This window comes from Nonomuraea insulae, from assembly GCF_042656245.1.
Genome location: NZ_JBHSPA010000080.1, coordinates 43,998 through 67,823 on the forward strand (window position 1 = coordinate 43,998; position 23,826 = coordinate 67,823).

General features: G+C 70.0%; 23 protein-coding genes. 10 read left to right on the forward strand and 13 right to left on the reverse strand.

Annotated elements, in window-relative coordinates; all coding sequences use genetic code 11:
* Nucleotides 1-4: 4 nt before the first annotated feature.
* A complete protein-coding gene (locus ACFPZ3_RS52300) occupies nucleotides 5-1,237 on the reverse strand; it encodes a sensor histidine kinase (protein WP_379521932.1) in 1,233 nt (410 codons plus the stop codon).
* A gap of 111 nt (nucleotides 1,238-1,348) precedes the next feature.
* On the opposite strand from ACFPZ3_RS52300, the gene ACFPZ3_RS52305 reads away from it, so the two are divergent.
* The 3 genes from ACFPZ3_RS52305 to ACFPZ3_RS52315 all read left to right on the forward strand — a co-directional run bounded on the left by ACFPZ3_RS52305 (nucleotide 1,349) and on the right by ACFPZ3_RS52315 (nucleotide 4,076).
* The gene (locus ACFPZ3_RS52305) at nucleotides 1,349-1,576 is read left to right on the forward strand and encodes a hypothetical protein (RefSeq protein WP_379521933.1); all 228 of its coding nucleotides are present in this window, start codon (nucleotides 1,349-1,351) and stop codon (nucleotides 1,574-1,576) included.
* The gene (locus tag ACFPZ3_RS52310; protein ID WP_379521934.1) at nucleotides 1,573-2,064 is read left to right on the forward strand and encodes a PH domain-containing protein; all 492 of its coding nucleotides are present in this window, start codon (nucleotides 1,573-1,575) and stop codon (nucleotides 2,062-2,064) included. Before ACFPZ3_RS52305 ends, ACFPZ3_RS52310 begins: the two co-directional genes overlap by 4 nt.
* A 323-nt stretch (nucleotides 2,065-2,387) precedes the next feature.
* Nucleotides 2,388-4,076, forward strand: a complete 1,689-nt coding sequence (locus tag ACFPZ3_RS52315) for a PH domain-containing protein (protein ID WP_379521935.1) — start codon at nucleotides 2,388-2,390, stop codon at nucleotides 4,074-4,076.
* A gap of 236 nt (nucleotides 4,077-4,312) precedes the next feature.
* On the opposite strand, the gene ACFPZ3_RS52320 is transcribed toward ACFPZ3_RS52315, so the two are convergent.
* The 4 genes from ACFPZ3_RS52320 to ACFPZ3_RS52335 form a co-directional block, all read right to left on the reverse strand.
* Nucleotides 4,313-4,651 carry a hypothetical protein gene (locus ACFPZ3_RS52320; RefSeq protein ID WP_379521936.1) on the reverse strand — a complete coding sequence of 113 codons (339 nt, stop codon included), beginning with the start codon at nucleotides 4,649-4,651 and terminating at the stop codon, nucleotides 4,313-4,315.
* A gap of 139 nt (nucleotides 4,652-4,790) precedes the next feature.
* On the reverse strand, nucleotides 4,791-6,233 hold the full coding sequence (locus tag ACFPZ3_RS52325; RefSeq protein ID WP_379521937.1) for a hypothetical protein: 1,443 nt from the start codon (nucleotides 6,231-6,233) through the stop codon (nucleotides 4,791-4,793).
* 206 nt (nucleotides 6,234-6,439) lie between these two features.
* Nucleotides 6,440-7,900: a serine/threonine-protein kinase gene (locus ACFPZ3_RS52330; RefSeq protein ID WP_379521938.1), complete on the reverse strand. Its 1,461-nt coding sequence runs from the start codon at nucleotides 7,898-7,900 to the stop codon at nucleotides 6,440-6,442.
* The gene (locus tag ACFPZ3_RS52335) at nucleotides 7,890-9,392 is read right to left on the reverse strand and encodes a serine/threonine-protein kinase (RefSeq protein ID WP_379521939.1); all 1,503 of its coding nucleotides are present in this window, start codon (nucleotides 9,390-9,392) and stop codon (nucleotides 7,890-7,892) included. The genes ACFPZ3_RS52330 and ACFPZ3_RS52335 overlap by 11 nt, the downstream gene beginning before the upstream one ends.
* A gap of 75 nt (nucleotides 9,393-9,467) precedes the next feature.
* On the opposite strand from ACFPZ3_RS52335, the gene ACFPZ3_RS52340 reads away from it, so the two are divergent.
* Together ACFPZ3_RS52340 and ACFPZ3_RS52345 are read left to right on the forward strand one after the other, a co-directional pair.
* A complete protein-coding gene (locus ACFPZ3_RS52340; protein WP_379521940.1) occupies nucleotides 9,468-11,192 on the forward strand; it encodes a DEDD exonuclease domain-containing protein in 1,725 nt (574 codons plus the stop codon).
* A gap of 17 nt (nucleotides 11,193-11,209) precedes the next feature.
* Nucleotides 11,210-11,497 (forward strand): Lrp/AsnC family transcriptional regulator, encoded by a 288-nt coding sequence (locus tag ACFPZ3_RS52345; RefSeq protein ID WP_379521941.1) that lies wholly within the window; start codon nucleotides 11,210-11,212, stop codon nucleotides 11,495-11,497.
* A 92-nt stretch (nucleotides 11,498-11,589) separates the two neighbouring features.
* Here ACFPZ3_RS52345 and qcrB read toward each other — a convergent pair whose 3' ends face one another.
* Genes qcrB through ctaE form a run of 4 tightly spaced genes read right to left on the reverse strand, consistent with a single transcriptional unit; the run spans nucleotide 11,590 to nucleotide 15,852 of the window.
* Entirely contained in the window at nucleotides 11,590-13,239 is a 1,650-nt protein-coding gene (qcrB, locus tag ACFPZ3_RS52350; RefSeq protein ID WP_379521942.1) for a cytochrome bc1 complex cytochrome b subunit, read from the reverse strand.
* The gene (gene qcrA, locus ACFPZ3_RS52355; protein ID WP_379521943.1) at nucleotides 13,236-14,348 is read right to left on the reverse strand and encodes a cytochrome bc1 complex Rieske iron-sulfur subunit; all 1,113 of its coding nucleotides are present in this window, start codon (nucleotides 14,346-14,348) and stop codon (nucleotides 13,236-13,238) included. The genes qcrB and qcrA overlap by 4 nt, the downstream gene beginning before the upstream one ends.
* Complete coding sequence (qcrC, locus tag ACFPZ3_RS52360) at nucleotides 14,345-15,154, reverse strand: cytochrome bc1 complex diheme cytochrome c subunit (RefSeq protein WP_379521944.1); 810 nt, start codon at nucleotides 15,152-15,154, stop codon at nucleotides 14,345-14,347. Before qcrC ends, qcrA begins: the two co-directional genes overlap by 4 nt.
* A 14-nt stretch (nucleotides 15,155-15,168) precedes the next feature.
* Nucleotides 15,169-15,852 (reverse strand): aa3-type cytochrome oxidase subunit III, encoded by a 684-nt coding sequence (gene ctaE / locus ACFPZ3_RS52365; RefSeq protein WP_465263591.1) that lies wholly within the window; start codon nucleotides 15,850-15,852, stop codon nucleotides 15,169-15,171.
* A gap of 148 nt (nucleotides 15,853-16,000) precedes the next feature.
* Between ctaE and ACFPZ3_RS52370 the strand changes: the two genes are divergently transcribed.
* Entirely contained in the window at nucleotides 16,001-16,426 is a 426-nt protein-coding gene (locus ACFPZ3_RS52370) for a response regulator (protein ID WP_379521945.1), read from the forward strand.
* A 6-nt stretch (nucleotides 16,427-16,432) separates the two neighbouring features.
* Nucleotides 16,433-17,470, forward strand: coding sequence for an anthranilate phosphoribosyltransferase (trpD, locus tag ACFPZ3_RS52375; RefSeq protein ID WP_379521946.1), 1,038 nt, complete (start codon nucleotides 16,433-16,435; stop codon nucleotides 17,468-17,470).
* Between the two features lie 63 nt (nucleotides 17,471-17,533).
* Here the strand turns inward: trpD and ACFPZ3_RS52380 are convergent, their stop codons facing one another.
* From ACFPZ3_RS52380 to ctaC, 4 genes are all read right to left on the reverse strand, one after another.
* Complete coding sequence (locus tag ACFPZ3_RS52380; protein WP_379521947.1) at nucleotides 17,534-18,742, reverse strand: L,D-transpeptidase; 1,209 nt, start codon at nucleotides 18,740-18,742, stop codon at nucleotides 17,534-17,536.
* A 141-nt stretch (nucleotides 18,743-18,883) separates the two neighbouring features.
* The gene (locus tag ACFPZ3_RS52385; protein WP_379521948.1) at nucleotides 18,884-19,297 is read right to left on the reverse strand and encodes a cytochrome c oxidase subunit 4; all 414 of its coding nucleotides are present in this window, start codon (nucleotides 19,295-19,297) and stop codon (nucleotides 18,884-18,886) included.
* On the reverse strand, nucleotides 19,294-20,886 hold the full coding sequence (gene ctaD, locus ACFPZ3_RS52390) for an aa3-type cytochrome oxidase subunit I (protein ID WP_379521991.1): 1,593 nt from the start codon (nucleotides 20,884-20,886) through the stop codon (nucleotides 19,294-19,296). Before ctaD ends, ACFPZ3_RS52385 begins: the two co-directional genes overlap by 4 nt.
* A gap of 71 nt (nucleotides 20,887-20,957) precedes the next feature.
* Nucleotides 20,958-21,788 (reverse strand): aa3-type cytochrome oxidase subunit II, encoded by an 831-nt coding sequence (gene ctaC, locus ACFPZ3_RS52395; RefSeq protein ID WP_465263592.1) that lies wholly within the window; start codon nucleotides 21,786-21,788, stop codon nucleotides 20,958-20,960.
* A gap of 142 nt (nucleotides 21,789-21,930) precedes the next feature.
* Between ctaC and ACFPZ3_RS52400 the strand changes: the two genes are divergently transcribed.
* From ACFPZ3_RS52400 to ACFPZ3_RS52410, 3 genes are read left to right on the forward strand one after another with little or no spacing between them, the layout of a single operon-like run.
* Nucleotides 21,931-23,073, forward strand: a complete 1,143-nt coding sequence (locus ACFPZ3_RS52400) for a cysteine desulfurase family protein (RefSeq protein ID WP_379521950.1) — start codon at nucleotides 21,931-21,933, stop codon at nucleotides 23,071-23,073.
* On the forward strand, nucleotides 23,070-23,315 hold the full coding sequence (locus ACFPZ3_RS52405) for a sulfurtransferase TusA family protein (protein ID WP_043638353.1): 246 nt from the start codon (nucleotides 23,070-23,072) through the stop codon (nucleotides 23,313-23,315). Before ACFPZ3_RS52400 ends, ACFPZ3_RS52405 begins: the two co-directional genes overlap by 4 nt.
* Nucleotides 23,316-23,374: 59 nt before the next feature.
* On the forward strand, nucleotides 23,375-23,809 hold the full coding sequence (locus ACFPZ3_RS52410; RefSeq protein ID WP_379521951.1) for a CBS domain-containing protein: 435 nt from the start codon (nucleotides 23,375-23,377) through the stop codon (nucleotides 23,807-23,809).
* The last annotated feature ends 17 nt before the right edge of the window (nucleotides 23,810-23,826 follow it).

Genomic DNA, 23,826 nt, shown 5'->3' on the forward strand with positions numbered 1-23,826 from the left:
GGGGTCATGCGTCGTCCTCCTGGGTCGCCTCCACCGGCCACGGCAGCCAGGCGCGTACCAGGAACTCGCCCTCAGGCGTCGCGCCGTGCTCCAGCCTGCCGCCCGCGAGCTCGGCCCGCTCGGTCAGCCCGATGAGCCCGGCGCCGGCCCCCGGGATGCGCGAGCCGTACCGCGCCTGCAGCGCGTTGCGTACTTCCACCGACAACCCCTTGCCGCGCGTCCCCTCGACGGCGACGGTCACCGGCACGTCGCCGGCGTGCTTGCGCGCGTTGGTGAGCGCCTCCTGGACGATGCGGTAGAGGTTGCGCCCCAGCCCCTCGGGCGCGCCGTCGGCCCGCAGGTCGAGATGTATGACCATGCCCGCCTGCCTGCACTCCTCCACCAGCGCAGGCAGGTCGGCGAGGGTGGGCTGCGGCCGGTCGGGCACCACGTCGTCCCCGGCCGGAGCCGAGTGGCGCAGCACGCCGATCACCTCACGCAGGTCCTGCAGCGCCAGGTGGGCGTTGGTCCTGATGGCCCCGGCCGCCCTGGCGATCTCCGCGGGGGGCGCGTCAGGCCGGAACTCCAGCGCGCCCGCGTGCAGGCTGAGCATCGAGATGCGGTGGGCCAGCACGTCGTGCATCTCCCTGGCTATGCGCTCGCGTTCGAGCCGCTTGGCCTCCTCGGCCGCGCTGTCGGCGCGCTGCCTGAGCGACCAGACGAGCTGCCGCCTGGCCCTGGCCACGATCCCCCAAGCGAACACGGTCAGCACGATCGCCGTGCCGAGCGCCGCCGTCCAGCCCCTGTCGAGGTCGCTCTGGGGCCGCAGCGCGACATAGGGGGCCAGGGTGATGAGGTTGAGCAGCGTGATCGGCCCCGAGACCTTGAACGGCCGGTGCACCGCCACCGTGAACAGCGCCACCACCGAGGCCCCGCCGACCAGCTCCAGATAGGACGAGAGCACGGCCAGCACCACCGCGAGCCCGACCGGCCACCTGCGCCGCAGCCACACGGACGCGCACGACAGCGCCCCCGTCACCTGTTCCACCGCCAGCAGCGGCTCGGGCTGGTGCTGGTCCTGGAGCTCGATCAGGGACAGGAACGTCAGGCCGCAGGCGAACAGGAACATGACGGTGTCGACGATCCAGTCGCGCGTCGAGCGCCGCACGCGGCCCTCACCCGGATCGCCGAGCAGCACCGACGGCAGCGCCCACCGGTATTCGTGGGTGGGAGCGCCGTCTCCCCGCAGTTCCGTCACGTTCATCGAGGTTAAGGCCTGTCAGGGGTACGGCGACAGCGACCAAAGTCGGTGTCACCCAAGACCTACGGCCGACGCGGGCCACCCGGTGCCACGGCGAGGCTGGATGGCATGGAAGCGGTGCTGACGGTGTTCGGCTGGCTGCTGCTCGCGCAGGGCGTGGGCGGCCTGATGAACACCCTGTTCGGGTGGTGGCGCTGGGCCCACGGATTGCTCGTGGTCAACGTCCTGCCGATTCTGAAGGGATATGAGGTGTTCGCGTCCATCGTGATCGGAGTGCTCGGCTTCGTGCTGCTCGCCGTGGCCGGGTCGATGAAGAGGGCGGAGGACGGCCAGTGAGCACGACCAGGCTGCGCCCGCCGCGCAACCAGGCCGATCCCCGGGCGATCACGTGGTGGACGGTGCAGGGGCTGATCCTCCTGGTGCCCGTGGCCGGGGCGGCGGCGGCCGCGTACTGGATCTTCACCGACCGGCCGATGTGGCTGGGGGGCGTCGTGGCGGTGTTCGCGGCGGGCTGCCTGGCGCTGGCCCTGGTGGGGCCGCGGGCCTCCTACAGGGTGGAACGGTGGGAGGTCACCGACCAGGCGGTCTACACGCGCAAGGGGTGGCTGACACACACATGGCGGGTGGCGCCGATGTCGCGCATCCAGCGGGTCGACACCGCGCGGGGGCCGGTGCAGCGACTCTTCGGGCTGGCCGACGTCACGGTGACCACCGCGTCCTCGGCGGGTGCCGTCAAGATCGAGGCGCTCGACCACGAGGTGGCGGCCGACCTGGCCGAACGCCTGACCGCCCTGACCCAGGCGACGCCGGGGGACGCGACGTGACCTCACATCGGAACGAACGCGCCCGACCGACAGGCCGAGTACAGGCGGGCCCGCCGTCCCGGCCGCAGACTGCACCACCGGCCAGGGCACAGGTCCCACACCCGACCGAGCCACAGTACGGCGCCGCGCCAAAAGCGCACGGCGAGCCGAGCACCGGAGCACATGCCGGGCCGGGAGACAGGGCGGAGGGCGAACCGGCGGCCGGAGCGCACGCCGGGTCAGAGGGTCAGGCGCGGGGCGAGCTGAGCGGAGGAGGGCACGTCGGGCTGGGAGACGGGGACACGTCCGGGGATGTGGAGTGGCGGGGGCTGGCGGGGAGGAGTTTGTGGGCCTCTGGGGTCAAGTCGCTGGCCATCGTGGTGGGGGCCACGGCCGGGCTGGTGCGGTTTCTGGCGGGGCGTGACTGGGCGATGGGCGGGATGGTGGCGGCGTGTGCCGGGGCGGCGGTGCTGATCATCGCCGCCGTGGTCGCGTACGACGTGCTCAGGCTGCGCGCCACCCGCTGGCGCCTCACCCCCGGCCGCCTCGAACTGCGCTCGGGCATCACCACCCGCCAGCACCGCTCGATCCCCCGCGACCGCGTCCGCAGCGTGGATCTGCGCGCCGACCCGGTGAACAGGGTGTTCGGCCTGACGGTGGTCAAGGTGGGCACGGGAGAGCACGCGGCCGACAGGACCGAGGTGGTGCTCGACCCCCTGGGCAGGCACGAGGCCGAGGCCCTGCGCCGTACCCTGCTGCACCAGGGGCCGCACCTCGCCCCTGGGGATGCCGCGCGCCGCCTCCAGGACGTGGAGGCGGCGGCGGAGCGGCCGCTGGCGGAGTTGCGCTGGTCGTGGATCAGGTACGCGCCGCTGTCGGTGTGGACCTTCACCGGCGCGGCGATCCTGCTCGGCGCGCTGTACAAGGCGCTCGACTCGTTCGGGCTGAAGAAGTACACCACCCAGGTGGCGACCGGCCTGTGGGAGTGGGTGACGGCGCAGCCGCTGCTGGCGGTCCCGCTGCTGCTCGCGGTCAATCTGGCCGTCGGCGTGCTGGGCGCGCTGCTGCTGTTCGCCGAATCGTGGGGCCGCTATCGGCTGGAGCGCGAACCGGGACGGATCCGGCTTCGCCGCGGCCTGCTGACCAGCCGGTCCCTGACGCTGGAGGAGCGCAGACTGCGCGGGGTGGAGATCGGTGAGCCGCTGCTGCTGCGGCTGGCCGGCGGGGCCAGGGTCAGGACCATCGCCACCGGCCTGGGCAAGAGTTCCGAGGACGGCGCCGAGGACGCGGCCGCGCTCACCCCGCCGGTCCCCCGCGCCCTGGCCGCCGCGATCGCCGCCGACATCGCGGGCGCCGGTGTGCCCCCGCTGGTGCCGCACCCTCCGGCGGCCAGGCGCAGGCGGCTCGTGCGGGCCGTGGTGACCGCACTGGTCGTGACGGCGCTGGTGACCGCCGTGTCCAAGCCGCCGTGGCCCTGGCCGGGGAGCCAGGCGGGCGTCCGGCCGGGCGGCTGGACGGGCGGCTGGACGGGCGGCTGGACGGGCGGCTGGCTGGACGGCTGGACGGACGACTGGACCGGTGGATGGGCGAGTGGCTGGCTGGACGGCTGGACGGGCGACTGGACCGGTGGATGGGCGAGTGGCTGGCTGGACGGCTGGACCGGCGGATGGGCGAGCGGGTGGCTGGGCGGGTGGGTGTGGCTGGTGCCGGTGGTGACGCTGGCGTACGGGCTGTGGCTGGCCGTGGCGAGCGCCGCGAGCCTCGGGCACGCGCTGGGCCCCCGTCACCTCGTCATGAGGAGGGGCGCCGTGGCCAGGCGGACGACCGCGCTCGACCGCAGGGGCATCGCGGGTTGGACGATCACCGAGTCGTTCTTCCAGCGGCGTTCCGGCCTTCTGACCATCTCCGCCACGACGGCGGCGGGCAAGGGCCACTACGAGGTGCTCGATGTGGGCCGCGGCGACGGGCTCGACCTGGCGTCGGATGCCGTGCCGGGGCTGCTGGAGCCGTTCGTGACCCGGGCAAAGCAATGAGCCGCGAGATCCCCCATGAGTTTGCCCATGCCCCTGTACTGGACAAACTATGATCGCGCGGCTCAGGTGCTTGCAGGTATAACGGTATTTGTCCCGCTTGCAACCGGGTTGCAGGCTCATTAACCGTTGACGGGTACCTCCAGTCAGGGAGCCGATCCGGCGCGTGGCGGCTCCTCCCGCACGCGTCTGCCGAGGCCCCACCTACCGCGCGGACGACCGCACGATCATCGACGGCCTCACCCTGGAACCGGCCCCGGACGAGCGCGTGGCCCTCGTCTGTCCCAGGCGGTCGCCGCCGGCGCTGGGGCGCATCCTCCAGCCTCACCGAGCCTCCGGCGACGCCGCCGCACACCGTCGGCGGCGCCCGTCGCACCAGCGCCGGTCGCGACGGCGCTCGTCGTGGCGGCGCTCGTCGTGGCGGCGCTCGTCGTGGCGGCGCTCGTCGTGGCGGCGCTCGTCGTGGCGGCGCTCGTCGTGGCGGCGCTCGTCGTGGCGGCGCTCGTCGTGGCGGGGCCCGTCGTGGCGGCGCTCGTCGTGGCGGGGCCCGTCGTGGCGGGGCCCGTCGTGGCCGTCATCGGTGCCGTCCTGCCGGTCGGGCTGCCGGCCGTGGTGGTGGACCGTGGTGGTGGAACGGAGGTGCTGCCGTGCGGCGTCCGGTGGGAACGCCCGCGCGACGCACCTGCCGGTTGCCCGGCCGGCGACTGGAGACAGCTCTTAGGCCAGTTGCGCCAGGTACGCCTTGGCCAGGGTGAGCGCCCCGGACAGCGCCTCCTTCTCGGGCATCATCTCGACCTTGGGCGAGTTGGTCGCGGCCTTCTCGGGGCGCTGGTGCCCGGAGTAGTCGACCTGGACGACCACCGGCCCCTTGCGGAGGATCACGGTGCCGCTGGCGGCCGCGACCTCGCCGCTCCTGGTCTGCACGTACTGCTGGTACGCCTGGTCGCCCAGCTCCTTGACGTCCGTCAGCCCGCCCCACTTGATGCGGCCGATCGCGGAGTCGGCCATGGCCTTGTCGCCGCCGTACTCGCCGGCGTAGAAGGCCTTGGCCGCGGGCTCGTCCACCGCGCCCGACCGGTTGGTGAACCGGTGCACGGTGATCAGCGCGCTGCGGATCTTCTTCTCGCCCTCACCGCCGGGCAGTTCCAGGTTGAGCCAGCGGCACTCGGTCTGGCTGTCCTCGCCGGCCGCGGTGCCGCGCGCGCGGGTGGCAGGCTCGGGCACGAGCCGCGTGGCCGTCTCGCCGACGGCCTCGCAGTCGGCGGGGAAGGCGGCCAGCACCGTGGGCGAGGGCGTCGCGCGGACGCTCGGCGAGGCGGTCGCGGTCGCCGCCGCCGACGGCTTCGCCTCTGCCAGCACGTCGGGGTGCTGCGCCTGCCAGGCGGCCACCCCTTTGGCGAACTGCGCGGCCAGGCCGCTCACCTCGCGGATGGCGTTGTCCTCCGTGACCGACTGGGTGCTCTCGTTGGACAGGATCTGGGCGTCCTTGCGCTGCTGGCCGGCCTGGAACTTGACCTCGATCGTCATGTCGCCGACGCGGGCGTGGGCGGTGCCGAAGGCGTACCAGAGGAGTTTGCCGTCGCGGCGCCAGGTGTATTGGGCGAACGCGCCGTCGCCCACCCCCTGGACGTCCTTGATCGCGGAGATGTACTCCTTCTCGTCGGGGTCGAGCGACGGCTTGGCGGTCGCGCCGTACTTGCCGCTGCGGTATTCGGACTCGTACGAGCTCTGGGCCATCGCCCTGCCGGTCTTGGCGGCCTCGCCCTTGTGCTGCGCGACCCTGACGTCGACCTCCCTGCTGCGCCAGAACTCGCCGAACGAGATGCGCTGGTTCTTCCAGTTGCAGGTGAAGTCGATCGTGTAGTCGCCGTCCCTGGACGACTCGGCCACGGTCGCGTCGGGCACCAGCCGGTCGGCCTCCTCCTTGGGCAACATGGCGCACACGTCGGGACCGGCCGCCGCGGTGGCGGGCTGCCCCGTGGCCGGCGACGTCCTGGCGGGCGGGGACGTGCCGATGCCCGACACCTTGCCGTACACGAGGTAGGCGCCCACACCGCCGGCGGCGACCAGCACGACGAGGGCGGCGGCCAGCGCCGGCAGCAGCCAGACGGGCCGTCTGGGCCGCGGCGGCGGTTGCGGCATGAAAGGCATGGGATGCATGGGAGGCATGGGAGGCATGGGAGGCATCGTCGGCGGCAGGGGCGGCGGCACTCTCGGCGGCTCGAACTGCCTGCCCGGCACCTGGTGAGGGGTGGTCGGCGGCTCGTGGTCGCTACCGGGATTCACTGGGACTCCTGGGGTTGCCCTGACTTGCGGGGAGACATGCTAGTCAAACCCCTTGCATGGTGCTTGCAGCAGCGCCTCGTTCATCTCGCCAGCGCCGCGGAGACCAGCCGGGCGGCGGCGATGGCTGTCTCCTTGTCCGCCGGGTTCTTGGCCGCCACGTCCTCACGATGCCAGACCACTTCGCCCAGCAGGTTGCTCATGCGGAAGAGCAGCGTGCTGTCCGCGGTGCCGCTGTCGGTGGAGTTGATGTGGAAGGTGAAGCTGTTCTGGACGATCGCCGTCTCCCCCACCCCGGGGACGTCGGACACGGCGCCGTGGGACACGCGCAGGCTGGTGCCCTTCGCCGCGGCGCGGCTGCTCTTCTCGCTGGCGAAGCGGCGCTGCGCCGTCTGGGGCCCGTCGAGGTCGCCGTTGGGCCGCTCGGCCCAGGCGCGCACGATGAGGCGGCGGCTCGGGCCGGAACCCTGGCGGACCAGCCACTGGCATTCGCCTGGCCGGGTGAGGCTGCGTTCGGGGGTTTCCTTGAGGAGCTTGGCGGCGTCGGCGTCGCCGAGGAGGGAGCAGGGGTCGGGGGCCTTGGCGTATCTGCCCGTCTCAGATGGTGTGCCGCCGAGTGCGGTGGCGGCGTACCAGCCGCCCGCGCCCAGCGCCACGACGGCGGCGAGCACGGCGGGCAGCAGCCACCGGCGGGGGCGGGCGGAGGCCCGGCGGCGCCGGGAAGCCGTGCCGGGGCCGGTCAGCCCGCTCAGCTCCTGGCGTACTTGGGCGGGGCTCGGGCGGACGGACGGGTCCTTGGCGAGCATGGCCATCAGCAGGCGGCCCAGGTCACGGCCCGCCCTGGCCGGGAACGGCGGCTCGTGCAGCAGCACCGCCGCCGCGATCGCGGCCGGCAGCGCCCGCTCGAAGGGCGCGCGGCCCTCCACCGCGGTGTACAGGCTGGCGCCCAGCGACCACAGGTCGGAGGCCGGGCCGGAGGGCTGCTCGTTGAGCCGCTCGGGGGCCATGTAGCCGGGCGAGCCCGCGCTGCCGTAGCGGTCGCCCTGCCCGCCCATCGGCGCGGCGATGCCGAAGTCGGTGAGCATGGCGGAGCCGTCGCCGTCGAGCAGGATGTTGGCCGGTTTGACGTCCTGGTGCAACATGCCGTGCGCGTGCGCGACCTCCAGCGCCGACAACACGCGCAGCCCGACCGCGGCCACGAAACCGGGCGGCTGCGGCCCCTGCTCCTTGATCACCTTGTCCAGGGAGCGGCCGGTGACCAGGTCCATGATGATCCACGGCTGGTCGCCCTCCAGGACGACGTCGTGCACGAGCACGATGGCCGGGTCGCGCAGCCGGCCCGCGGACCTGGCCTCGTGGATGGCCCGGTCGGCGAACTCGGCGCGCTCCGGGGGACTCATGCCCTGCGGCACGCGTACCTGCTTGACGGCGACCTGCCGGTCGAGCATCTCGTCGATCGCCCGCCACACCGTGCCCGCGCCGCCCTGCCCGAGCCGCTCGATCAGCCGGTAGCGGCCCGCCAGCAGGTAGAGGTCACCCTGCATGACGCAACGCCCGCTCGCTCGCCTGCGCGGCTTTCAGGGCCGCCTGCTTGACGTCCTCGTCGGTCGGCCGGTCGGCGAGCGTGGAGTATTCGACGCTCACCACCAGGTTGGCCAGCCGGTAGTAGACGTGGGCGGAGTGGATCCGGCCCGTGGGGCCCTTCAGCTCGAAGCCGAACGCCTCCTCGCCGATGCCGTTGATCGGGTGCAGCGGGGTGCGCTTGGCCCTCCTGGAGTCCTTCACGCCGATCTCGGGCCATGTCCAGTCGATGTCGTCGTACTTGCCCCAGTGGCGCTTCTGGTTCTGGAACAGCGTGCGGGCCGAGACGTCGGTCATGGACCAGGGGTCGACGGTGTCGGAGTCCTTCTGCACCTGCAGGCCCACGCCGGTGCCGGAGATCGGCCAGCCGCACCTGGGGCCGACGTCGTCGGAGTCGGGCTGCGCCTTGGGCGGGCTCTGCGTACGCAGCAGGCCGCCCACCTCCTGCGAGGTGATCAGCGTGCACACGTCCATCGGCACGGTGAACGCCGACGGCGTCGCGCCGCCCGTGTCGTTCAGCAGGACGAAGCCCGTCGCGCCCCCCGCCACGGCCACCACCGCGCCGGCGGCGATCAGCAGGACGGCCCGGCCGCGCCGCTTCACCCTGCGCGGCGCGGTCGCCACGGCGTTGACCGGCAGCCGCGGCGCGGGACCGCCCGCCGCGACCTGCCTGAGCGCCTGCACGGCCACCTGCGCGTCGGGGCGGGCGGGCGGCTGGTAGGCCATCATCGCCGCAAGCAGCGGCCCGAGCGCCCCCTGCGCGACGGGCACCGGCTGCGTCAGCGTGGCGCGCAGCCGCTGGGCCGCCGTGCCCTCGTAGGCGGGCCCGCCGGTGAGCGCGACGTAGAGCGTGGCGCCGAGCGACCACAGGTCACTGGCCGGGCCGCCGGGCTGGCCCTCCAGGCGCTCGGGCGCGATGAACCCGGGCGAGCCGATCATCAGGCCCTGCTCGGTGAGCGTGGCCTGGCCTTCCTGCCTGGCGATGCCGAAGTCGGTGAGCACCACCCGGCCGCTCTCGGTCAGGAAGACGTTGCCCGGCTTGACGTCGCGGTGCTGCAGGCCCTGGGCGTGGGCGACGCTCAGCGCCTCCAGCACGTCGGCGCCGACGCGGGCGGCGTGGACGGCCGGCATGGGCCCAGACTCGCGTACGGTCTCCGCCAGCGTGCGGCCCCGCAGCAGCTCCATGACCAGCCACGGCCGATCCTGCTCGACCACGACGTCGTGCAGCGCCACGATGCCGGGATGGCGCAGCCGCGCGGTGGCCTGAGCCTCGCGCACGGCCCTGGTCACCGAGTCGGCCCGATCCTTGGGCGCCATGCCTTCTGGCAGCGTGAGCTCCTTGACCGCGACGTCGCGGTCGAGCATCTCGTCCCTGGCCAGCCACACCTTTCCCATGCCGCCCGCACCGAGCGGGCGCAGCAGTGAGTAGCGGCCGGCGAGTCTTCCCGAGGACATAAAGGGAAGGGTAACTAAGGATCAAAAGGGTTGGTTACTCGTTCCTGTCGGTCGACCTCTCTATGGTCTTGGTTCGTGGATCCGGTTCAAGGCACTCTCGACGAGCTCGGCACACCGCTGAGCGACGTCACGTTCGTCGTGTTCGACCTCGAGACGACCGGCGGTGCGCCCGCCGAGGACGCCATCACCGAGATCGGCGCGGTCAAGGTGCGGGCGGGCGAGGTGCTCGGCGAGTTCTCCACGCTGGTCGATCCCGGAGGGCCGATACCGCCGTTCATCTCCGTGCTGACCGGCATCACCGACGCCATGGTGGTGGCGGCGCCCAAGATCTCGTCGGTGCTGCCGAGTTTTCTCGAGTTCATCCGCGGGGCGACGCTGGTGGCGCACAACGCCGGTTTCGACACCCGTTTCGTCAAGGCCGCCTGCGCCACGCTCGGCTATCCCCCGCCGGCCAACCCGGTCGTCGACACCGTCGACCTGGCCCGGCGCGTGCTGACCCGCGACGAGACGCCCAACGCCAAGCTGGGCACGCTGGCCAGGTTCTTCCGCAGCCCGGTCGAGCCGTGCCACCGCGCCCTGCAGGACGCCAGGGCCACGGTGGACGTGCTGCACGGGCTGATCGAGCGGGCCGGCTCCTTCCAGGTGCACACGCTGGAGGAGCTCAAGTCGTTCGTCCGCGCTCCCACGCCCGAGCAGCAGCGCAAGCGGCACCTGGCCGAGTCGGTCCCGCACGCGCCCGGCGTCTACTTCTTCGAGGACGAGCGCGGCGAGGTCCTCTACATCGGCAAGAGCACCAACCTGCGCAACCGGGTGCGCTCCTACTTCACCGCCGCCGAGACCCGCCCGCGCATCCGGGAGATGATCGGCATCGCCGACCGGGTGCGCCACGTCGTCTGCTCGACCGGGCTGGAGGCCGAGGTCAGGGAGCTGCGCCTGATCGGCGGCGCCAAGCCGCGCTACAACCGCCGCTCCCGCTTCCCTGAGAAGGTGGTGTGGCTCAAGCTCACCACCGAGGTCTTCCCCCGCCTGTCGATCGTGCGCGAGCTCAAGGACGACGGCGCCACCTACCTCGGCCCCTTCACCAGCGCCCGCCAGGCCGACGACGCCCGCATCGCCCTGCACGAGGCGGTCCCGCTGCGCCAGTGCACCCAGCCGGTCACGTTGCGCACCCGGCGCGCGGCCTGCGCGCTGCACGAGATGGGCCGCTGCGGCGCGCCCTGCGAGGGCGGGGAGAGCCCGGAGGAATACGCTTTCCACGTCGAGAGCGCCCGCCGCGCCATGACGCTCGACGCCTCGCCGGTCTTCAGCGCCGTCTCGGCGCGCATGGAGCGGCTGTCGGTGGAGCAGCGTTACGAGGAGGCCTCGGTCGACCGGGACCGGCTGGCCTCCTTCGTCCGTACGGCGGCCCGCATGCAGCGTCTCAGCGCCATCACGCGCCTCCCTCAGCTCGTCGCCGCCAGCCCGGCGTTCGGCGGCGGCTGGGACATCCACGTCGTGCGCTACGGCCGGCTGGCCGCGGCCGGCGTCATGCAGAAGGGCACCCATCCGACCCCTTTCGTCGACGGCCTGAAGGCCACCGCGGAGGCCGTGCAGCCCGGCCCCGGGCCCGTCCACGCCGCCAGCGCCGAGGAGACCGAGTGCATCCTGCGGTGGCTGGAGTCACCAGGGGTGCGGCTGGTGGAGGTGGAGGGCGAGTGGAGCCTGCCCGCGCGCGGGGCCGGACGGCACAAGGCCCGCATCGACCTCGCCTATCGCCATCTCGATCAGCGCAGAAATCGGGAGGGGCGACCTTTGAGGTGAAACGATAGAGTTGATGCATGGTCACGGCTATCGTCCACATAAACGCAGAGGTAGACCGGATCGCGGAGGTCGCCCAGACGATCGCCGAGATCGAAGGGGTCAGCGAGGTCTACTCCATCACCGGCGAATACGACCTGCTGGCCATGGTCAGGGTCGCCGCCTACGAGGAGATCGCCGAGGTCGTGCCGGGTCGCATCAACAAGGTGACCGGGGTGCTGCACACCGAGACGCACATCGCCTTCCGCGCCTACTCCAAGCACGACCTGGACGCCGCCTTCTCCATCGGCTTCCCCGAATCCGACTGACTTCGCCCCCGCCGGCCACGGCAGCGCGTGAAGGATGATGAAACAACACGGGCCCGGACGAAACGTCCGGGCCCGTGTGATCAAGGCGTCGTTCAGTGCGTGATGCTGCGATCGTCGCCTGAGCCGATGGCGGCGTGCTCGTCCTCGTGCCCATGCCCGTCGTCCAGCGGGATCTTCTCCCCGCCGTACGCCTTGGACATGCGCCCGCGCAGCTTGCCGAGCGGCCCGCGCATGCCCTTCGGCGGGATGCCCGAGCTGTCCTCGTCCACCGGCAACATCGGCACGGCGGTCTTGCCGCGCATGTGCGCCTCGATGTCCTCCGCCGGCGGCGTGTGGACCTCGATGAATTCACCGTGCGGCAGCCGCTTGATCACACCGGACTCCACGCCGTGCGAGATGATCGCCTGGTCGGAGCGCTGCAGGCCGAGGCACATGCGGTAGGTGATCAGGTACGCCAGGGCGGGCGCCACGAAGATCAGCACGCGGCCGGCGTACGTGGTGACGTTGAGGCTGATGTGGAAGTTCGCGGCGATCTCGTCGTTGGCGCCGAGCAGCCACAACACACCGTAGAACGTGATCGCCGACATGCCGATCGAGGTGCGGTGCGGGTTGTTGCGCGGGCGGTCCACGACGTGGTGCTCGCGGTTGTCGCCCGTCACCCAGCGTTCCAGGAACGGATAGAGCGCCAGGCCCGTCATGATGATGCCCATCGGCACCAATGCCGGAATGATGACGCTCAGCGGCAGTGTGCCCGCGTGGGCGGTGCCGAAGAGGTTGATCTCCCACGCCGGCATGATGCGCAGCGCGCCTTCGAGGAAGCCCATGTAGAAGTCGGGCTGCGAACCCGCCGACACGTCCGCCGGTGTGTAGGGGCCGAACAGCCAGATCGGGTTGATCTGGGTGAACGTCGCCAGGCCGCTGATCACGGCGAGCGTGAACAGCATGTACGCCCCCGCCTTCGCCATGAAGGCCGGGTAGAACGGCGCGCCTACCACGTTCTGGTTCGTCCGTCCCTTGCCCGGCATCTGCGTGTGCTTCTGCACCCACATGAGCACCATGTGCGCCGAGATCAGCGCCAGCAGGATGCCCGGGATGAGCAGGATGTGCAGCGAGTAGAACCGGGGGATGACATCCTCACCCGGATATTCCCCGCCGAACAGGAAGAACGTGATGTACGTGCCGACCAGCGGCAGCGAGATCGCCACACCCTCGGTGATCCGCAGACCGGCGCCGGAGAGCAGGTCGTCGGGCAGGGAGTAACCGGTCAGACCCTCGGCCAGCGCCAGCGTCAGCAGCAGCACGCCGATGATCCAGTTGAGCTCGCGCGGCTTGCGGTAGGCGCCGGTGAAGAACACGCGCAGCGCGTGGACCATCATGCCGGCCACGAAGAGCAGGGCCGCCCAGTGGTGCATCTGCCGCATGAGCAGACCACCCCGGACGTCGAAGCTGATCTCCAGCGACGACGCGTAGGCCTCGGACATCATGACGCCCTTGAGCGGCGCGTACGAGCCGTCGTAGGCGACCTCCATCATGCTGGGCTTGAACCAGAGCGTCAGGAACGTCCCGGTCAGCAGCAGGATGATGAACGAGTAGAGCGCGATCTCACCCAGCAGGAACGACCAGTGGTCGGGGAAGATCTTGCGCATGTTGCGCTTGAGGAAGTTGGCACCGCCCAGGCGCTCGTCGAGGAAGTTCGACGGTCCGGCGATGGCCTTCGGCGTGTCCTTCAGCTCATCACTCATGCCTGGCCTCCCTTCGACCTGGCCTCGGCCTCGGCGTCACCGCGTTCCCAGTAGCTGGGCCCCGGCGGCACCTCGAAGTCGCCCTGGGCGATGAGGTAGCCCTCCGGGTCGACGGCGATCGGCAGCTGCGGCAGCGGCCGGGCGGCCGGGCCGAAGATGACCTTCGCGCCGTCGGCGGCGTCGAACGTCGACTGGTGGCACGGGCAGAGGATGTGGTGGGTGTTCTGCTCGTACAGGGCCGCGGGGCAGCCCACGTGCGTGCAGATCTTGGAGTAGGCGACGATGCCGTCGTGCGTCCAGTTCTGCCTGACGCCGCTCTTGATCTCCTCCGGGCGGAACTTGATCAGGATGAGCGTGGCCTTGGCCAGGGCGGTCAGGTCATGCTGGTAACCCTCGGGCACGACCGACAGGATGCCGCCGGGCGAGTTGAAGTCGGCCGCCCTGATGGGCTGGCCGGTGCCCTCGACGACAAGCCTGAGCGGCTTGCCCTCCTTGGTCTTGTTGCCCCAGACCGAGTGGCGCAACTCGTCGTTGAACTTGGCGCCGGGCATCTCGCTGTTGTCGAGGTCGCGCAGCAGCACCAGCGGGACCAGCCCGAGCGGCGCGGCCGCCAGCAGCAGCGTGCGGCGCAGCAGCTTGCGCTTGACGAAGCCGCTCTCGTTGGCGCCCTGCACGAACGTGTCCGCCACGACCTCGCGCGCGCTCTCCTCGGAGGCCATGGGGTGGCGCTCCTGGACGAGCGAGTATTTCGGCATGATCTGGCGGACCCAGATCACGATGCCGACCGCCAGGCCCAGGATCGCCACCGTGAGCGTCCCGCCCAGCGCCAGGTTGGAGTTGCCCGTCGCCTCGGGGCTGCCCACCTGGAAATACACGTACGAGATGATGAACGCGATGGCGGCCAGGAACGTGATCGTGAAGCAGAGCGCCACGATCTTCTCCGCCTTGCGGGCCTTGGCCTCGTCAGGCAGCGTGACGCCGGGGACGTCCTGGTCGATCTCCGCCGCTTCGGCGGCGCCGAGCATCGAGGTGCCCGGTGCGGGGGTGCCGATGACGCGCTTGGGTACGCGCTCGTCCGGCTGCTCGATCTCGTGCTCGTTGTCTGTCATGACTTCTGTCGCTTCTTCGCGGTGATCCAGATGGCGGCGATGACGAGGACACTGAGGCCCACCAGGAACGCTACGAGACCTTCGGTGACCGGGCCAATACGCCCGAGGGCGAAACCTCCCGGGTCCCTCTGCGAGCGAACCTGGGTGATGTAGGCGATCATGCTGCGCTTCTCTTCTGGCGTGATCGTCGTGTCGTTGAACACCGGCATCGCCTGCGGACCGGTGACCATCGCCTCGTAGATCTGCGTCGGGGTCGCCTCGTTGAGGTTGGGCGCGTATTTGCCCTGCGTCAAGGCGCCGCCGGCGCCGACCCAGTTGTGGCACTGGATGCAGTTGGCGCGGAACAGCTCGCCACCCTTGCCCGCGTCACCGAGCTTCGCGTCGACCTGCTCCTGACCGGGCACCTGCGGGCCGCCGCCGAGCGACTGCACGTAGGCCGCGATCTGGCGGGTCTTCGTCTCGTCGACCCAGGGCGCCTGTGGCTTGCGGGGGGCCTGGGCGGCGGGGGCGGCGGCGGGCATGCGCCCGGTGCTCATCTGGAAGTCGACGGCCGCGGCGCCGACGCCGATGAGCGTGGGCGCCGACGTGGTGCCCTGCGCGTTCATGCCGTGGCAGCTTGAGCAGTGCTTGACGAACAGGCTCTTGCCCTCGGCCACGTCATCGACCTTGCCAGCCGCCAGAGCCGCGTCGGCGGGCTTACCCGCCTGGGCAAAGGCGGTGTATGCCATCCCGACCAGCGCCAGCGCGAAAATCAGGACGGCATATCTCGCGAGGGGATGCCGCCGCCAAGCGGTGATCCTAGTCACAGAGATCCCGTTCCTTAACGAATGATGTAAATGGTCGCGAAAAGACCGATCCAGACGACGTCTACGAAGTGCCAGTAGTAGGACACGACGATGGCGCTGGTGGCCTGCTCATGCGTGAAGCGCTTCGCGGCGTACGTGCGTCCCAGCATGAACAGGAACGCGATCAAGCCACCGGTCACGTGCAGGCCGTGGAAGCCCGTCGTCAGGTAGAACACCGAAGTGAAGGCGTTAGCGGACAAGGTCGCGCCCTCTGACGCCAGCTCGCCGTACTCGTACAGCTGTCCTCCGACGAAGACCGCGCCCATGAGGAAGCTGATGAGATACCAGAAGCGGAGCTTGCCGACCTGCCCCTTCTCCGCGGCCCACACGCCCAGCTGGCACGTCACACTCGACAGAACCAGGATGATCGTGTTGACCGTCGCGAACGGGATGTTCAGGTGAGCGCCTTCCGCGGCCTCTACGCCCGCGGGAAACAGCGAGGGACCCCACTCGAGGCCCTTGCCTACGCTCACTGACCGGATGGTGAAGTACATCGCGAACAGCGCCGCGAAGAACATGAGCTCAGAGGACAGCCAGACGATCGTGCCCACACTGACCAGGTTTGGTCTGCGGTACGACTGTGCTGTCGTCGTCGAAGTTATTGCGGATGCTGTCGCCACGCCAGCATTATTGCGGTTCCCATGGTCGGTCGGTCGCACGACCCCCCGTTAGCAGGTACAAACCTCTACCCAACCTGGGATAATCAACACGAATCACCCACCAGGCATGGTGGCCTGGGTCTGCACGCCCGCGCACCGGTACGATCCCAGGTGACCCTACCTCTTCAACGGATAGTGAGCGCGACCGATGTCCACTGGGAGCACCGACGAGAAGATGAAAATCCTCGTCTACAGCGACGACGCCGCCACCAGGGCCGAGGTGAGCCAGGCGATCGGCAGGCGACCCGCGGCCGACCTCCCCCTCGTGGAGATCGTGGAGTGCGCCACCGAGCCCAAGGTGCACCAGTGGCTGGGCTCCGGCGAGATCGACGTGGCCGTCCTCGACGGCGAGACGCAGCCCGCGGGCGGCATGGGCGTCTCCCGCCAGGCCAAGGACGAGGTCTACGACTGCCCGCCCATCTGCCTGATCATCGCCAGGCGCGACGACCGCTGGCTGGCCGACTGGTCCAAGGCCGACGCCGTCGTGCCGCAGCCCCTGGAGCCCATGGTGCTGGCCGACACGGTGGCCGACCTGATGCGCCGCCGCTCCTCCACCCGCCTCAACGCTAAGTAGGTGCCCATGGACTCCCGGACGACCTGGCCCACCCTGCTCTCGGCTCTCCTGTCAGGAGAGCACCTCACTTCTGACGAGTCGGCCTGGGCGATGCGGGAGATCATGTCCGGCGCCGCGACGCCGTCCCAGATCGCCGGCTTCGTGATCGCGCTGCGCGCCAAGGGCGAGACCGTGGCCGAGGTGGTGGGCCTGGCCCGCACCATGCTCGACCTGGCCACGCCGCTGCACGTGGAGGGGCCCGTGGTCGACGTCGTCGGCACGGGCGGCGACCGCGCGCACACCGTCAACGTCTCCACGATGGCCGCCGTCGTGGCCGCCGCCGCGGGCGCCCGCGTCGTCAAGCACGGCAACCGCGCCGCCTCCTCCTCCTGCGGCGCCGCAGACGTCCTGGAGCACCTGGGCATCCGGCTCGACCTCACGCCCGAGCAGACGGCGCAGGTGGCGCGCGAGGCGGGCATCGCCTTCTGCTTCGCCCCCGTCTACCACCCCGCGCTGCGCTTCGCGGGGCCGACGCGCAAGGAGATCGGCGTTCCGACGGTCTTCAACTTCCTCGGCCCGCTCACCAACCCGGCCCGCCCCGCGGCCCAGGCCATCGGCGTCTACGACGCGAACATGCTGCCGGTGCTCGCGGGCGTCTTCGCCGAGCGCGGCGTCTCGGCCCTGGTCTTCCGCGGCGACGACGGCCTCGACGAGCTCACCATCGCCGCGACCTCGACGGTCTGGGTGGTCAAGGACGGCGCGGCGACGCAGACGACGTTCGACCCGGCGGTCCTCGGCATCCCCAAGGCCGACGTGGGCGCGCTGCGGGGCGGCGACGTGGCGTTCAACGCCCAGGCCGTCCACGACCTGGTGGGCGGGAAGACCGGTCCTGTGCGCGACGCGGTGCTGCTCAACGCGGCCGCGGCCCTGGTGGCGCTCAACGGGCCGGGCGACGACCTCGACTCGGCCATGATCGACGGGTATGCCCGCGCGGTCCAGGCCGTGGACTCCGGCTCCGCCGCCGCCGTCCTGGACCGCTGGGTGAAGGCCAGCAGCGCCTTCTGACCGCCTCAGCGCAGGAGAACCGGCTCAGCGCGGGAGAACCGGCTCAGTGCAGGAGAACCGGGCTCAGTGCAGGAGAACGGTCGGCCCCGCCTTCAGTGAGCTCCACTTGAGCCACTGCTTCCAGTTCTCCTGCCAGTGCCCCCACCCGTTGGTGGGCTCCAGCGGCCGCGGCGTCCCCGTGATGATGATCGGGTCCCCGATCAGCGTGTTCTTGATGAACCATGACGCGTTGTCGGGGCTGACGTTCACGCAGCCGTGGCTGACGTTCGAGTTTCCCTGTGAGCCCACCGACCACGGCGCGCTGTGCACGTACTCGCCGCTGTTGGAGATGCGCACGGTGTTGTAGACGGTCAGCTGGTAGTAGCCGGCCGAGCCCGGCCCGATCCCCGGCGAGGTCATCACCGTGACGGGCTCACGCGACATGGCCAGATGCACGCCCGAGGTCGTGTGGTACTTCATCTGCCCGCCCTGCCCGGCGCTCATCGGCATCTCGCGGATCTTCTTGCCGTCCCGCCGGACTATGAGCACATGCTCATTGGTGCTGCCCTTGGTGATCTGCGAGCGGCCGATCTTGAAGTCGAGCCGTACGTCCCGCTTGCCGTACATGCCCGGTCCGCCGCGCACCCCCGCCAGTTTGGCGTCCACCCGCACCTTCGTGCGCGCCGGCCAGTACTTCTGCGGCCGGAAGTCCACGTGCTTCTCGTCGAACCAGTGCCACGCCCCCTCCACCGGCTTCGAGCTGTGGATGGACAGGTTGCGCTCGACGGCCACCCGGTCGGCCACGGGCTTGTCGAAGGCGATCATGACGGGCATGCCGATCCCGACCGTCAGCCCGGTGTCGTCCTTGTTCGGGGTGATGGTCTCGATGTCGAACGTCTTGTCGCCCTTGACCGTCGTGTACGTGCTCGTGGTCTCGCTCTGCTTGCCCGCGGCGTCCACGGACAGGGCGGTGACCGTGTACGCGGTGCCGGGCCTGGCGGTGCCGAGGCTGCGCCAGCGGGTGCCGTCGGAGCTCAGGACGCCCTTCATGGGCCCAGACTTGCCCCCGTCCACCCGTACGCTCCTCAGCCTGCCTCCCTGGGCCGACACGACCACGGGCTGGTCTGTGGGCACGTTCGCCGTCTTGTCCGCCGGAGAGACGCCCACAGAGGCGCCGCGCGCCCCGCCCGCCATGGCGGCCCCCTGCGGGGGCTCGGCCGGGCTGTTCACCGAGCACGCCGTCAGCAACGCCAAGGCCAGCAGGCCGGCAGATCCATACGCTCCGCGCCCCACGAGTACTCCCTCGTCCAAGATCGAACCGCTTCTGCCTCCTTTATTACCCTGAGTGATCGAATCACCACATCCGTGCACTGGTAAAGAACACCAAAAAGCGGGCGTCCTCCCCGAGGGAGGGCGCCCGCTCCAGGTGTGGGCTCAGTGCGAGAAGTGACCCCGGTAGTACTGGAACACGAACCCGATCATCGCCATGAGGATCAGGAACACGCCGATCAGGAACATCCAGAACCCGATCACGAACCCGGCGAAGGCGAAGGCCGCCGCCAGGCACAGGAACAGCGGCCACCAGCTGCTCGGGCTGAAGAACCCGATCTCGCCCGCGCCGTCGCTGATGTCGGCCTGCTTGTTGTCCTCCGGCTGGGCGCCGATGCGCCGCGCGGTGAACATCAGGTAGTAGCCCACCATGAACGCGAACCCGACCGAGATGGCCATGGCCGTGGTTCCGACCGGCTCACCGTGCCCGGTCGCCGCCTTGGTCCAGAACCAGTAGGCGATGTCGACCCCGGCGAAGAACACGCCGCACAGCAGGAACAGCCAACCCTGGACCTTCATGAGCCCTCGACCTCCGGGGCGGACTTGGCGGAAGCGTGCGGATAGTGCAGGTCGAACGCGGGACGCTCGGACCGGATGCGCGGCAGCGAGGAGAAGTTGTGCCGCGGCGGCGGGCAGGAGGTCGCCCATTCGAGCGAGCCGCCGTAGCCCCACGGGTCGTCGACGGTGACCTTGGGCGCGCTGCGCCAGGTCTTCCAGACGTTGTAGAAGAACGGCAGCGTCGAGGCGCCCAGGACGAACGCGCCCACCGACGAGAGCAGGTTGAGGTCGGTGAAGCCGTCGGCCGGGCTGTAGTCGGCGTAACGACGCGGGAACCCGGCCATGCCCAGCCAGTGCTGGACCAGGAACGTCGTGTGGAAGCCGATGAACAGCAGCCAGAAGTGCAGCTTGCCCAGCTTGTCATCGAGCATCTTGCCGGTGAACTTGGGCCACCAGAAGTAGAAGCCCGCGAACATCGCGAACACGACGGTGCCGAAGACCACGTAGTGGAAGTGGGCGACGACGAAGTAGGTGTCGCTGATGTGGAAGTCGAGCGGCGGCGAGGCCAGGATGACGCCCGTCAGACCGCCCAGGAGGAAGGTGATGAGGAAGCCGACCGAGAACAACATCGGCGACTCGAAGCTCAGGTGCCCTCGCCACATCGTGCCGATCCAGTTGAAGAACTTCACCCCGGTCGGGACCGCGATGAGGAACGTCATGAAAGAGAAGAACGGCAGCAGCACCTGCCCGGTCGGGAACATGTGGTGCGCCCAGACCGTGATGGACAGACCGGCGATCGAGATCGTCGCGGCCACGAGGCTGATGTAACCGAAGATCGGCTTACGGCTGAAGACCGGCAGCACCTCGGTCACGATGCCGAAGAACGGCAAGGCGATGATGTAGACCTCTGGATGGCCGAAGAACCAGAACAGATGTTGCCAGAGCATCGCGCCGCCGTTGTCGGAGGCGAATATCTGTGTGCCCAGTTTTCTGTCTGCCTCAAGAGCGAGCAGCGCGGCGGCCAGCACGGGGAAGGCCATCAGCACGAGCATGCTGGTCAGCAGGATGTTCCAGGTGAAGATCGGCATTCTGAACATGGTCATGCCGGGCGCGCGCATGCAGATGATCGTGGTGATGAAGTTGACCGCGCCGAGGATCGTACCGAGACCCGACAGAGCCAGACCCATGATCCACAGGTCGCCGCCGACGCCGGGCGAGTTGATCGCGTTGGACAGCGGCGTGTAGGCGAACCAGCCGAACGAGGCCGCGCCGCCCGGGGTGAAGAAGCCCGACACGGCGATGAGGCTGCCGAACAGGTAGAGCCAGTAGCTGACCATGTTCAGGCGCGGGAAGGCCACGTCGGGGGCGCCGATCTGCAGCGGCATCAGCTCGTTGGCGAAACCGGCGAACAGCGGCGTCGCGAACATCAGCAGCATGATCGTGCCGTGCATGGTGAACAGCTGGTTGAACTGCTCGTTGCTGGTGAACTGCAGCCCCGGCTGCGCGAGCTCGGCCCGCATGATCAGCGCCATGACGCCGCCGATCAGGAAGAAAGCGAACGACGTGATCAAGTACATGTGCCCGATGATCTTGTGATCGGTCGAGGACATCCACTTGGCGATGATCTGGCCCTTGGTGATGGGCCGGACCGGCGCCGTCGTCAGTGGTTCGTGGATGGCGGTCACTGGGCACTCCCAGCTTGTTGGGTCGCGACGTACTGGTCGAACTCTTGCTGTGGCACGAGCTTCACCGAGAAGAGCATCCGGCTGTGGTCCACACCGCAGAGCTCCGCGCAGCGGCCGGCGAAGACGCCGGTCCTGTCGAGCGTCGTGATCTCGAACTTGCGACCCGGGTTGTCCTCCGCGATGCCGGGAAGGACGTCCCGCTTGAACAGGAACTCCGGCACCCAGAACGAATGAATGACGTCATCGGTCGACAGGTCGAACTCGATCTTCGACTTCGCCGGCAGGACCAGCTGAGGGCCCTGGTGGAAGTCGCTGACCGGCGTGCCCGCGACCGGCGGCAGCGTCTTGCCGTTGTAGGTCGTGGTGAAGCGCCAGCTCCACTGGAACGCCTCGACCTTCACCTTGACGGTGGCATTGCCGTCGACCTTGGTCAGCGCCTCGCTGTCACGGGCGGTGAAGAAGAAGAACACCGAGACCATGACCAGCGGGATCAAGGTGTAGAGCATCTCGATCGGCAGGTTGTAACGCACCTGCGGCGGGAGCTCGGCCTTGGCCCTGCGCTTGCGGTGGAAGATCGCCGCCCAGAGGATCAGGACGATGACGACCACGCCCGTGGCGAGTGCGGCGATCCAGGCCCCGTTCCACAGACTCTGAACCACGTCACCCTGCTCGGTGATGTGGTCAGGAAGAAGGCCGCGAGACCAGTTGGCCTCGGGGACGTCATTAGCACACGCCGTAGCAGTGGCCAGCAGCAACGCCAACGCGGCGGCTCGTGGCACCCTGCGCCGGGCCAACGAACGCCGCGTCGTACGGCGAGTCGGACTCACGGATCGCCTACCCCACAGATGTAGCCCAAGAGTCTCTCCCTTGGGCGCTCGTATTTCCAAATGCACAGCTGATTGCAGACACATTAGCGTGCAAGGCCCTTGCCCCCTTGCGCGACCCCTCGATGGTGCCGGAAGTGGGACGATGGGTCTCGTGGCGTACTTCGACGCGGCTTCCAGCGAGCCGCTCCACCCCCAGGCACGCGAGGCGCTGCTGGAGGCGATCGACGTCGGCTGGGCCGACCCCGCGAGACTGTACGGCCAGGCCCGCCGCGCGCACCTGCTTCTCGAACAGGCCCGCACGAACGTGGCCGAGGTGCTCGGCGCGCGCCCTGACGAGGTGTCGTTCACTTCGTCGGGCACCCAGGCCGTGCATCTCGGCGTCCTCGGCACCCTACACGGCAGGCGCAGGGCCGGGCGCCACCTGGTGACGAGCGCGATCGAGCACTCCAGCGTGCTGCACGCGGGCCAGGTTCACGAACGCGAGGGCGGGACGGTCGAGACGGTGGGCGTGGGCCTGACCGGGCGCGTGGACCCCGTCCGGTTCGCCGAGGCGGTGTCGCGGCCCGACACGGCGCTGGCGTGCCTGCAGACGGCCAACCACGAGGTCGGCACGCTGCAACCGGTGGCGCAGGCGGCCGAGGCCTGCCGCGCGCACGGCGTGCCGCTGCTGGTGGACGCCGCGCAGACGGCGGGCAGGATGCCGATCCCGCCCGGCTGGTCGGTGCTGACGGCCAGCGCCCACAAATGGGGCGGCCCGGCCGGCGTGGGCGTGCTGGTGGTGCGCAAGGGCACGCGGTTCAGCTCCTACCTGCCGGAGGACGAGCGGGAGCGGCGGCGGGTGCCGGGCTTCGAGAACGTGCCGGCCATCGTCGCGGCGGCGGCGGGCCTGCGCGCGATGGCCGAGGAGGCGGAGCGGGAGCAGACGAGGCTCTCCGGCCTCGTCGCCACGATCAGGGACACGGTCCCGAAGGTCGTGCCGGACGTGGAGGTCATCGGGGAGCCCGCCGACCGGGCGCCGCACATCGTGACCTTTTCGTGCCTGTACGTGGACGGCGAGGCGCTGCTGACCGAGCTCGACAAGGCGGGATTCGCCGTATCGTCCGGAAGTTCGTGCACCGCTAGTACGCTTCGTCCATCGCACGTCCTGGAAGCCATGGGCGTGCTCACGCATGGGAATGTCCGGGTGTCGCTGCCCAGGGGCACCTCTGCGGACGAGGTCGACAGATTCCTCTCCGTGCTGCCCGATCTGGTGCGCCGCATCCGCCAGGACACGGGAGTCGCATGACCGAGGTTACTCAGCCGGCTTTGACGATCGACGCGCTCGGGAAGAAGTGCCCGATCCCGATCATCATGCTCGCCGAACAGATCAACTACGTCCCATTGAACGCCGTGGTGGCCGTGCTGGCCGACGACCCCGCGGCCTACACGGACGTGCCGGCGTGGTGCAGGCTGAAGTCGCATCGCCACGTCGGGTCGTACGAGCTGCCCGAGGGCGGCTGGGCGATCCACGTCAGGCGTAACTACTGACCTTCCGCACAGCGGGTAGGGGGCCTTCGGAAGGAGTCATCGACATCCGGGGGGAAGCCATGAACAGCGGACATCCGCACGAGACCGCCCGCGACGTCATGAGCGCCGGGGCCGAGTGCGTCAGCGCGCACGAGACCCTGGACCGGGCGGCGCAGATGATGCGGAACAGCGACGTGGGAGCGCTCCCCGTGTGCGGGAGCGACGACCGCGTGATCGGCATCATCACCGACCGCGACATCGTGACGAAGTGCGTCGCGGAGGGGCACGACCCCGCCCAGGTGACGGCCGGCGAGCTGGCCACCGGGGTGGTCTGGGTGCCGTCGGACGCGACCGTGCAGGACGCGCTCGCGCGCATGGAGGAGCACCAGATCAAGCGCCTGCCGGTGATGGAGGGCGGCCGCATCGTGGGCATGATCAGCGAGGCGGACCTGGCCAGGCACCTGCCCGACGACGAGCTCGCCGAGTTCGTGCACCGCGTCTACGCCCTGCGCTGAGATCCCGGGACCCGGGC

What these genes read in the sequence shown, in the direction of transcription:
- ACFPZ3_RS52370 (WP_379521945.1), top strand. Translation starts at nt 16,001, where the DNA reads ATGTCCACTGGGAGCACCGACGAGAAGATGAAAATCCTCGTCTACAGC.
- qcrA (WP_379521943.1), bottom strand. Translation starts at nt 14,348, where the DNA reads ATGACAGACAACGAGCACGAGATCGAGCAGCCGGACGAGCGCGTACCC.
- ACFPZ3_RS52405 (WP_043638353.1), top strand. Translation starts at nt 23,070, where the DNA reads ATGACCGAGGTTACTCAGCCGGCTTTGACGATCGACGCGCTCGGGAAG.
- ACFPZ3_RS52320 (WP_379521936.1), bottom strand. Translation starts at nt 4,651, where the DNA reads ATGACGGCCACGACGGGCCCCGCCACGACGGGCCCCGCCACGACGAGC.
- ACFPZ3_RS52305 (WP_379521933.1), top strand. Translation starts at nt 1,349, where the DNA reads ATGGAAGCGGTGCTGACGGTGTTCGGCTGGCTGCTGCTCGCGCAGGGC.
- ACFPZ3_RS52385 (WP_379521948.1), bottom strand. Translation starts at nt 19,297, where the DNA reads ATGAAGGTCCAGGGTTGGCTGTTCCTGCTGTGCGGCGTGTTCTTCGCC.
- qcrB (WP_379521942.1), bottom strand. Translation starts at nt 13,239, where the DNA reads ATGAGTGATGAGCTGAAGGACACGCCGAAGGCCATCGCCGGACCGTCG.
- trpD (WP_379521946.1), top strand. Translation starts at nt 16,433, where the DNA reads ATGGACTCCCGGACGACCTGGCCCACCCTGCTCTCGGCTCTCCTGTCA.
- ACFPZ3_RS52400 (WP_379521950.1), top strand. Translation starts at nt 21,931, where the DNA reads ATGGGTCTCGTGGCGTACTTCGACGCGGCTTCCAGCGAGCCGCTCCAC.
- ACFPZ3_RS52325 (WP_379521937.1), bottom strand. Translation starts at nt 6,233, where the DNA reads ATGCATCCCATGCCTTTCATGCCGCAACCGCCGCCGCGGCCCAGACGG.
- ACFPZ3_RS52335 (WP_379521939.1), bottom strand. Translation starts at nt 9,392, where the DNA reads ATGTCCTCGGGAAGACTCGCCGGCCGCTACTCACTGCTGCGCCCGCTC.
- ACFPZ3_RS52410 (WP_379521951.1), top strand. Translation starts at nt 23,375, where the DNA reads ATGAACAGCGGACATCCGCACGAGACCGCCCGCGACGTCATGAGCGCC.
- ctaD (WP_379521991.1), bottom strand. Translation starts at nt 20,886, where the DNA reads ATGTCCTCGACCGATCACAAGATCATCGGGCACATGTACTTGATCACG.
- ACFPZ3_RS52330 (WP_379521938.1), bottom strand. Translation starts at nt 7,900, where the DNA reads ATGCAGGGTGACCTCTACCTGCTGGCGGGCCGCTACCGGCTGATCGAG.
- ACFPZ3_RS52345 (WP_379521941.1), top strand. Translation starts at nt 11,210, where the DNA reads ATGGTCACGGCTATCGTCCACATAAACGCAGAGGTAGACCGGATCGCG.